Source organism: Streptomyces sp. NPDC000941 (genome assembly GCF_053599555.1).
Genome location: NZ_JBSFMM010000129.1, coordinates 20,527 through 27,863, shown reverse-complemented (window position 1 = coordinate 27,863; position 7,337 = coordinate 20,527). Strand labels below are relative to the sequence as shown.

General features: G+C 72.6%; 9 protein-coding genes and 1 pseudogene. 5 read left to right on the top strand and 5 right to left on the bottom strand.

Annotated elements, in window-relative coordinates; all coding sequences use genetic code 11:
* Positions 1–820: pseudogene (locus tag ACWDSL_RS33330) on the top strand (hypothetical protein); the annotation flags it as partial.
* 138 nt (positions 821–958) lie between these two features.
* On the opposite strand, the gene ACWDSL_RS33325 reads toward ACWDSL_RS33330, so the two are convergent.
* The 3 genes from ACWDSL_RS33325 to ACWDSL_RS33315 all read right to left on the bottom strand — a co-directional run bounded on the left by ACWDSL_RS33325 (position 959) and on the right by ACWDSL_RS33315 (position 2,972).
* Positions 959–1,615: a hypothetical protein gene (locus tag ACWDSL_RS33325; RefSeq protein ID WP_450491693.1), complete on the bottom strand. Its 657-nt coding sequence runs from the start codon at positions 1,613–1,615 to the stop codon at positions 959–961.
* 129 nt (positions 1,616–1,744) lie between these two features.
* On the bottom strand, positions 1,745–2,281 hold the full coding sequence (locus tag ACWDSL_RS33320) for a PadR family transcriptional regulator (protein WP_450491692.1): 537 nt from the start codon (positions 2,279–2,281) through the stop codon (positions 1,745–1,747).
* Between the two features lie 73 nt (positions 2,282–2,354).
* On the bottom strand, positions 2,355–2,972 hold the full coding sequence (locus tag ACWDSL_RS33315) for a class I SAM-dependent methyltransferase (protein ID WP_450491691.1): 618 nt from the start codon (positions 2,970–2,972) through the stop codon (positions 2,355–2,357).
* Positions 2,973–3,182: 210 nt separating this feature from the next.
* Between ACWDSL_RS33315 and ACWDSL_RS33310 the strand changes: the two genes are divergently transcribed.
* Both ACWDSL_RS33310 and ACWDSL_RS33305 read left to right on the top strand, forming a co-directional pair.
* Positions 3,183–3,617 carry a roadblock/LC7 domain-containing protein gene (locus ACWDSL_RS33310; protein WP_450491690.1) on the top strand — a complete coding sequence of 145 codons (435 nt, stop codon included), beginning with the start codon at positions 3,183–3,185 and terminating at the stop codon, positions 3,615–3,617.
* 127 nt (positions 3,618–3,744) lie between these two features.
* On the top strand, positions 3,745–4,197 hold the full coding sequence (locus tag ACWDSL_RS33305) for a YbhB/YbcL family Raf kinase inhibitor-like protein (protein ID WP_450491689.1): 453 nt from the start codon (positions 3,745–3,747) through the stop codon (positions 4,195–4,197).
* Between the two features lie 112 nt (positions 4,198–4,309).
* Here the strand turns inward: ACWDSL_RS33305 and ACWDSL_RS33300 are convergent, their stop codons facing one another.
* Complete coding sequence (locus tag ACWDSL_RS33300; RefSeq protein ID WP_450491688.1) at positions 4,310–4,738, bottom strand: PPOX class F420-dependent oxidoreductase; 429 nt, start codon at positions 4,736–4,738, stop codon at positions 4,310–4,312.
* Positions 4,739–4,862: 124 nt separating this feature from the next.
* On the opposite strand from ACWDSL_RS33300, the gene ACWDSL_RS33295 reads away from it, so the two are divergent.
* Together ACWDSL_RS33295 and ACWDSL_RS33290 are read left to right on the top strand one after the other, a co-directional pair.
* The gene (locus ACWDSL_RS33295) at positions 4,863–5,273 is read left to right on the top strand and encodes a roadblock/LC7 domain-containing protein (RefSeq protein ID WP_014174296.1); all 411 of its coding nucleotides are present in this window, start codon (positions 4,863–4,865) and stop codon (positions 5,271–5,273) included.
* A gap of 202 nt (positions 5,274–5,475) precedes the next feature.
* On the top strand, positions 5,476–6,450 hold the full coding sequence (locus ACWDSL_RS33290) for a DUF6397 family protein (RefSeq protein WP_450491687.1): 975 nt from the start codon (positions 5,476–5,478) through the stop codon (positions 6,448–6,450).
* Here ACWDSL_RS33290 and ACWDSL_RS33285 read toward each other — a convergent pair.
* Positions 6,387–7,247, bottom strand: coding sequence for an acyl-CoA thioesterase (locus tag ACWDSL_RS33285; RefSeq protein ID WP_450491686.1), 861 nt, complete (start codon positions 7,245–7,247; stop codon positions 6,387–6,389). The genes ACWDSL_RS33290 and ACWDSL_RS33285 overlap by 64 nt on opposite strands.
* Positions 7,248–7,337: the final 90 nt, after the last annotated feature.

Below are 7,337 nucleotides of genomic sequence, written 5' to 3'. Positions count from 1 at the left end.
CGGGACGACCGGGACGACCGGGACGACCGGGACGACCGGGACGACCGGGACGACCGGGACGACCGGGACGACCGGGACGACCGGGACGACCGGGACGACCGGGACGTTCGAGGAAGGGACTGGCGCGCTGGCGGCGGCCGCCGTCGCCACGGACCGGCCGTCAAATGTGTGGCGCGCCGCGGTGGACGCGCTCGGGCGTGTCCCTGGAGAAGAGGGAGCCTCCGCTCTGCGCGGCGTGCTCGAGACCTTGGTCGCACGGACACGCACCGACACCGACACCGACACCGGAATCGACGACGACGGGGCGAGCGGACGAGGCGAACGCGCCGACGCGCTGCGGCGGCTTGCCGGGTGCGGGTCCGCCGTCATCAACCGGTTCGCCCAAGAGACGGCCGGTGAACTCTCGCCGGGCGACGCCGTGGTGGACGCGCTCCTGGCCGCCGGGCTGCGCCGCGAGGCCACCGGCGCCTTGGTGAGAGTAGCCTGTGCCGCACTGCGCGCGGGCGACCCCGGCCTCGGCCGCTGGGAGCGCTATCTCTCGCTGGTCCGGGAACGGCCGGACCGCCTGTGCTTCGACGACTACGTCGCGTTCGATCACGACGACGAGCATGTGCGGGCGGCGGTGCTCACCGTGGTCGGCGTGTTGCGCGAGCGCGGCGACGCAGCGGGTGGGCTGACGGCGCTCGCCTTGGTGAAGGGGATGGGCGTCAGGAGCGGCTGGCCGGACCCGTGGCGGGCGGAGATCGACGAGCTATGCAGGCACCCCGACCCGGATACGGCCGAGGCGGCCCTCCTCGTCGATCCACACCGCCGCTGGTGACACGAGACGAGGGGCGGCGGTCCGCGACCGGGGCGGTGCTCCCCGCCGGTGATCTTCGCTGTAGCCCGCTGCGCAGTGCCACTCGCAACTCCACCCGAAGCAGCGCCACGGCCGGCGGGCTCCGGACCCGGCGCCGACTCAGCCAGGCCGTACGGCCAGTTGGTCCAGTGCCGTCAGCAGGCCCGGCAGCTCCGGGCCGCGGCCGAGTGGCGGGGGCGCGTCCAGATATCCGCGCGCCTCCTCCAGTACGCGTCGCACACCCCCGTGCGGCTTCTCGGCGGGGGACACGAACGTGACGTCGCTGTCGACCTGTTCGCGCCACAGAGCCCACTGCAGCGCGATCTCGTCCGCGCCCAGCCGCCGCTGCGCCGGTCCCCACCGCTCGGTGTCCGGCGGGGCGAGCGGCGACGTGGCCGCCTCCCCACCCTGCGGGCCGGGTTCGGGGTCGTGCGGCGCGGGGACGCCCGGCGCGGCGACGGCCACCGCGAGCGGCCAGCCGGGGAGGGAGACGACCACCGTGCGCTCGTCGATCGCCAGGCCGTATTCCATCCCGCAGTCCCACGCGGCGACGGCGCAGGCGACCAGCGACGCGTCGCTGGTGACGACGGTCCACCGGGCGCCGTCCCCGTCCTGGCCCATCACCAGTCCGTAGCCGGCCCCGTACGGCTCGAGGCCGAGCGCGGCGCAGGCCTCGGGATAGTCGTCGCCCAGCACGCTCGGAAACTGCGCGGGCGTCAGCACCACGGCGGTGAGCACATACAGCGCGTCGTCGTCCGAGTCCTCACTGGCAGGCACGGCAGCCTCGTCTTTTGCGGTACCGGAATCCGGGGCCAATGCGTTGTGCGGCGCACCTTGACCAGCCAGTAGCCACGGCGTCGAGACTTTGTGCGCGGATGCGGATCGGGCCTGTCGGCCGCACGGCCCTCAGGCGCCGCCGGTCGCCCGCAGCGAGTCCAGGGTGCGGCGCAGCCAGGACTGTTCGGCCTGGTTGGTGGCGCGGGCGATGGTGAGGATGCCGCGCCGGAAAGGGTCCTCGATCTCCTCGGCGTGCAGCGGCCGGTCGTCGTCGTAGAAAAAGCTCGTGGGTTGCCGCAGAAACGCCAGTCGGCGCTCCAGCACTCTCGCCTGGGCCGCCGGGTCCTCCAGGTGTCGCAGAAACGCGAGCACGGTGAACCAGCGGTTCTCGTCGGTGATATCGGCCTGGGCCGGCCCCGCGAGGCGCCGACGGAGCTCGGCTCGGCCCCCGGCGGTCAGGGTCAGCACGTGCCGTGGCGCGGCACCCGTGCCCGGCTGGGTCTCGCGGGCCAGCAGCCCGGCCATTTCCAGACGCTTGATCGCCGGGTACAGCGTGCTTTCGGCCACGGGTTTGACGTGCCCGGTCAGCGCGGCGATTCGCTTGCGCAGCTCATAGCCGTGCAGCGGCGTGTCGCAGAGGAAGCCCAGGATGGCGAGTTCCAGCATGTGCGCATTGTTCCGCAAGGACGCTGTATCTCGACCTCGTGATACAGCGGCGGCGATGCATGATTCTGTCCGCTCAGCTCTGACGGACCGCGAGGGCAAGGAAGCGCGTGTCCCGGTCCGTGTACGAGGTCAGCCGCCAGCCCGAACGGGCCAGCAGCGGGCGCAGGTTGGGCTCGGCCCGCAGATCGTCGGGGGTGATCGTGCGGCCCTTCCGGGCGGCGAGCGCCGCCCGCCCCACGGGGTGGAACAGCGCGAGCCGGCCCTGGGGGCGCACCACCCGGGCGAGCTCCCGCAGTCCTGCCTCGGGCTCGGGAAGGTGGGAGATCAGCCCGGCGCCGAACACCGCGTCCAGACAGCCGTCGCGCAGCGGCAGCCTGGTGACGTCCGTGAGGGCGAGCGCCGCGTCCCGGTGCCGGTCGGCGCGTACGGCAGCCGACAGCATCGCTGGCGTGGCGTCGGCGCCGAGGACCGTTCCGGTGGGGCCGACGGCGGCGCGAAGTGCGGGCAGGGCGCGGCCGGTGCCGCAGCCGGCGTCGAGCACCGCGTCCCCGGGGCGCAGGCCGAGGTCGGCGACGGCGGCGGCGTAGGCGGGGCCGTCGTCGGGGAAGCGGGTGTCCCAGTCGGCGGCCCGCGGGGTGAAAAAATCCCGGACCTCGGCCAGGCGGTCGGCGGGGGTGTGCTGGTGGCTCATACGACTCCTCGGGCGGGCCGGATCTGAAGGTAGCTGAGGGGAAAACCCCTGAGCGAGAACCCGGATAGTGTGCATGTTCGGGCATCGGCCGATCGTTCTGTCATCTGTCCCTGTCAAATTCCAGCATCTTCCGAATGCGCCCCCTGCGTGCGCCCCCTCCCGGCTAGCGTCCCTGGGCCATGGGACAGCTCCCGACAGAAGGAGAGGGCCATGACCGAGCACCGCAGAATCGCCGCCCGCTTCCCGGACGGCCTCGACTGCCTTCTGGACGATCTGGTGGTCCGCGTCGGGGACGTACGACACGCCGTCGTACTGTCCGGTGACGGAGCGACGGTGAGCGCTTCCCGCGGGCTCAACCGCCGTGACGCCGAGCAACTGGCCGCCGTCGCCTCCGGCTTCCACGGCCTGGCCGTCGGTGTGGCGCGCCGACGGGCGCGCGGTGCGGCGCGCCAGACCATGGTGGCGATGGAAGCCGGCAACCTGTTCGTCGTGGCGGCGGGCGAGGGCGCGTACCTGGCCGTCCTGAGCGCGGCCACCGCCGACCCGGCGCTGATCGCCTCCGAGACGGCCCGACTCGTCGAGCGGGTCGAGGAGCATCTGCGCGCCCACCCGCGCCTCCCGGAGACCCCGGCCGCCCCCGCCTGACCGCGATGCGAGCGCTGACCTGGCAGGGCAGACGGGGTGTGCGGACGCCCGTGAACCTCGTGAAGGCCGTACGCGGCTGAGGGCGGCCGGCCGCTTGGCCGCCCTCCACGCGGGTACTCGCCTGCTCATGGCTGGAATCGAGCTCAACAGCGCCGCGTTCGACGACCACGACCGGATTCCCCGCCGGTACACCAAGGACGGGGAAGACCTCTCGCCGCCGCTGACCTGGTCCGGCGTCCCCGCCGGCACGGCCGAGCTTGCCCTGCTGTGCGAGGACCCGGATGCCCCGTCCGGGTCGTTCGTCCACTGGCTGGTCACCGGCATCGCCCCCGCCAGCGGCGGAGTGGTCAGCGGACGGACGCCCACGGGCGGTGTGCCGCGCACCAACGGATACCACCAGGAGGGCTGGGGCGGGCCGCACCCGCCCGCGGGTGATCAGCCGCACCGGTATTTCTTCCGGCTGTACGCCCTGCCCGAACCGCTGGTCCTCCCCGACGAGCCGTCGGCCGACGAGGTGCACCGCGCCGTCGACCGCAGCCAGCTCGCGAGCGGCACGCTGGTCGGCCTCTATCAGCGCTGAGTCACCTGTCCCAAGCCCTGGTGCCCGATGTTCCAGGCCCTGAACCGGCTGCCCCTGCCCCCAGCCCTCGCCGAAGGCCCGTCGGGGAGCGATGGGTTTCGGCCGAATCCGGCTAGTCGGCGATGTCGGCGAGAGCGATGACTTTCTCGGTGCGGACCCGCACCAGCAGCTCGCCCGGGACGCCATTGCGGGCGCCGTACTGCTCCGCAAGGTCCTCGCCCATGTACCGAGCCGCGATCCGGGTGGCCCAGTCGCGGACCTCCTCCAGCCGGTCGCTCAGCTCGGCGCGCCCCTGCAAGGTGACGAACGAGAACGGGGGCCGGTCATCGTCCACACAGAGGCTGACCCGCCCGTCGCGGGCCATGTTGCGGCCTTTGACGGTGTCCGCGCCCGTGTTGAAGACGATGTCGTCGCCGTCGAGCAGGAACCACACGGGCGCGATATGCGGGCTGCCGTCGGCCCGCACGGTCGACAGCTTCGCCGTGTGGGTGCCCTCCGAGATGAACTTCTGCCACTGATCCTTGGTCATTTTCCGTGCCATGTCTCCATCTTGTGTCAAGCGGCGCACATCGGCGCCCCGACAGGCGGGGCGGGTTGCCCGGAGAGCGGCAGTGAGAAAGGCTTGCCCGGCAGCTGTGGTGGTTGGCCGGACGGGGAGGAACGGTATGGCACTCAGCAAAGGGCTCGATTGGCTGCTGGACGATCTGACGGAGCGGATCGCACAGATACGGCATGCCTTGGTGCTCTCGAACGACGGGCTGGTCACGGGCGCCAGCTCCACGCTTGTGCGGCAGGATGCCGAACATCTTGCCGCCGTCGCCTCGGGGTTACACAGCCTGGCCAAGGGGTCCGGGCTTCACTTTCGCACGGGGCGGGTGCGGCAGACGATGGTCGAATTCGAGGAGGGCGTGCTGTTTGTGACGGCCGCCGGGGACGGCAGCTGCCTGTGCGTGCTCAGCGGCCCGGACGCCGACGTCGGTCAGGTCGCGTACGAGATGGCGCTGTTGGTCAACAGGGTGGGGGAGCACCTGGGGGTCGAGGCGAGACAGGAGAGCGGGGCGCCAAGCGGGCTGTGAGCGGAAGTTATCCACAGGCCTGACGGGCGGTCTCGCTCAGCGGCTATTGTCGTCACTGTCAGTGACTGACCAGTCGCGGGGGAGGACCGTCGTGGTAGTGGGGGACCGTCAGAAGGCGCTTCAGGAGTCGTATCAAACGCTTCAAGAGTCGCCTCGGACATCGCCGCCTCGGACATCGCATCAGAAGCCGAGGAAGGATCCGGTGCCGCCGGTGCCGGACGGGGGCGAGGAGACCGTCGCGTTCGACAGAGCCGCCAGGGAGCTGGGCCTCAAGCGCGGCGAGTTCGAGCTGGCCGTGCAGCTAGGCGAGGTGCGCACCGTCGCCATGGGCGCCATGGGGCGCCGGGTGGCGCGTGCGGAGCTGCTCCGGCTCGCGGCTGCCGAGGGCTTCCCGAGCGCGTTGCGCGCCCGGCTGCGCGTGGTGGGCACGGCCGAGGGAGCCGAGCTGCTGGGCATCAGCCAGGGCCGGTTCACCCGCCTGGCGCGCGGTGGCTTCTTCACTCCGGTCCGTTTTTATGTCAACCGGTACCGGGCGGTGGTGTGGCTGTATCCGGCCGCGGAGCTCGGCGCGTTCGCCGGGCGGGAGCCCGCCCTGCTGACCGGACGTATCCCGGCCGGGCTGCGCGCCACACTCGACGAGGGGGAGGATCAGCGGGCCGCCAGATGGCGCCGCCGCCGCGTGGAGCAGTTGCTCGCCCTGACCGACGACCCCTGGGAGCGGGCCGCGGTGTGGGCCGCGCTGCTGACCCCGGCCGAGCTGGACGCGGTCGTCACCGACCCGGCCGAGCGGGCGTGTCTGCGTGAGCTGATGCCCCGGCTCGCCCCGGTGCCCGCCGGGACCGGCCCGGCGGCGGAGCTGACCGCTGCCCTGGTGGCGGCGGACGACCCCGCGGAGATCCGGCGCTGCCGGGTCGCGCTGGAGACCTGTGTGCGGGACGCCCGCGAGGCGCGCCCCATCCAATCACCCGTCCAGCCGTCCGTCCCGCTGCCGACCGGGGTGGCTGCGTCGCCGGGCGGCGAGCTGGCCCCGTCTCCCGCGCGGCCGCGCAGGCGCCCGCTCTGGCACCGCCTCGTCCGTGGGCGCCGAAGTGCGGCGGACGGCCCCACGGCTGCCTACAGGGGGCGGAAGAGCCCTTCCTGCACCACGGAGACGAGCAGCCGGCCGGCCCGGTCGTAGATCCGGCCGCGGGCCAGCCCGCGCCCGCCGGTGGCGATCGGCGACTCCTGGTCGTAGAGGAACCACTCGTCGGTGCGGAACGGCCGGTGGAACCACATGGCGTGGTCCAGCGAGGCCATGTCGAAGCCGCGGCGGCCCCACAGCGGCTCCACCGGCACCCGCACCGCGTCCAGCAGCATCATGTCGCTCGCGTAGGCGAGCGCGCAGGTGTGCACGAGCGGGTCGTCGCCGAGCGGGCCGACCGCCCGCATCCATACAGCGCTGCGCGGCTCGGCGCCCTCGAGCTCCTGGGGCGTCCAGCGCAGCCGCTCCACATACCGGATGTCGAAGGGCTGACGGCGCGCCATTCTCTCGAGCGACTCGGGGAGCGCCCCGAGGTGCTCGCGGATCTCGTCGGCGAGCTTCGGCAGGCTCTCCGGCTCAGGTACCTCGGGCATCGGCAGCTGTTGTTCGATGCCCGGCTCGGGAAGATGGAAGGAGGCAGTCAGATTGAAGATCGTCCGACCCTGCTGGACGGCGACGACCCTGCGCGTGGTGAAGGAGCGACCGTCGCGGACGCGCTCCACCTGGTACACGATCGGCACCCCCGGCCGCCCCGGGCGCAGGAAGTACGCGTGGAGCGAGTGCACCGGGCGCTGCCCGTCGGTGGTCCGTCCCGCGGCCACCAGCGCCTGCCCGGCCACCTGCCCGCCGAACACCCGCTGCAGCGACTCGTCGGGACTGAGGCCCCGGAAGATGTCCAACTCGATCTGCTCCAGGTCCAGCAGATCGACCAGGCGCTCGGCGGGATTGGTCATCGGTGGTGCTCCTTCACTGGTGGTGCTCACCGCGGGGCCGGGCCCCGCTTGTTCGGGCCCCGACTGTTCCGGGGCCGTGACGCCTGGGAG

Coding starts and splice junctions, on each gene's coding strand:
- ACWDSL_RS33300 (WP_450491688.1), bottom strand. CDS start 4,738: ATGGCACGGAAAATGACCAAGGATCAGTGGCAGAAGTTCATCTCGGAG.
- ACWDSL_RS33310 (WP_450491690.1), top strand. CDS start 3,183: ATGACCGAGCACCGCAGAATCGCCGCCCGCTTCCCGGACGGCCTCGAC.
- ACWDSL_RS33305 (WP_450491689.1), top strand. CDS start 3,745: ATGGCTGGAATCGAGCTCAACAGCGCCGCGTTCGACGACCACGACCGG.
- ACWDSL_RS33285 (WP_450491686.1), bottom strand. CDS start 7,247: ATGACCAATCCCGCCGAGCGCCTGGTCGATCTGCTGGACCTGGAGCAG.
- ACWDSL_RS33295 (WP_014174296.1), top strand. CDS start 4,863: ATGGCACTCAGCAAAGGGCTCGATTGGCTGCTGGACGATCTGACGGAG.
- ACWDSL_RS33315 (WP_450491691.1), bottom strand. CDS start 2,972: ATGAGCCACCAGCACACCCCCGCCGACCGCCTGGCCGAGGTCCGGGAT.
- ACWDSL_RS33320 (WP_450491692.1), bottom strand. CDS start 2,281: ATGCTGGAACTCGCCATCCTGGGCTTCCTCTGCGACACGCCGCTGCAC.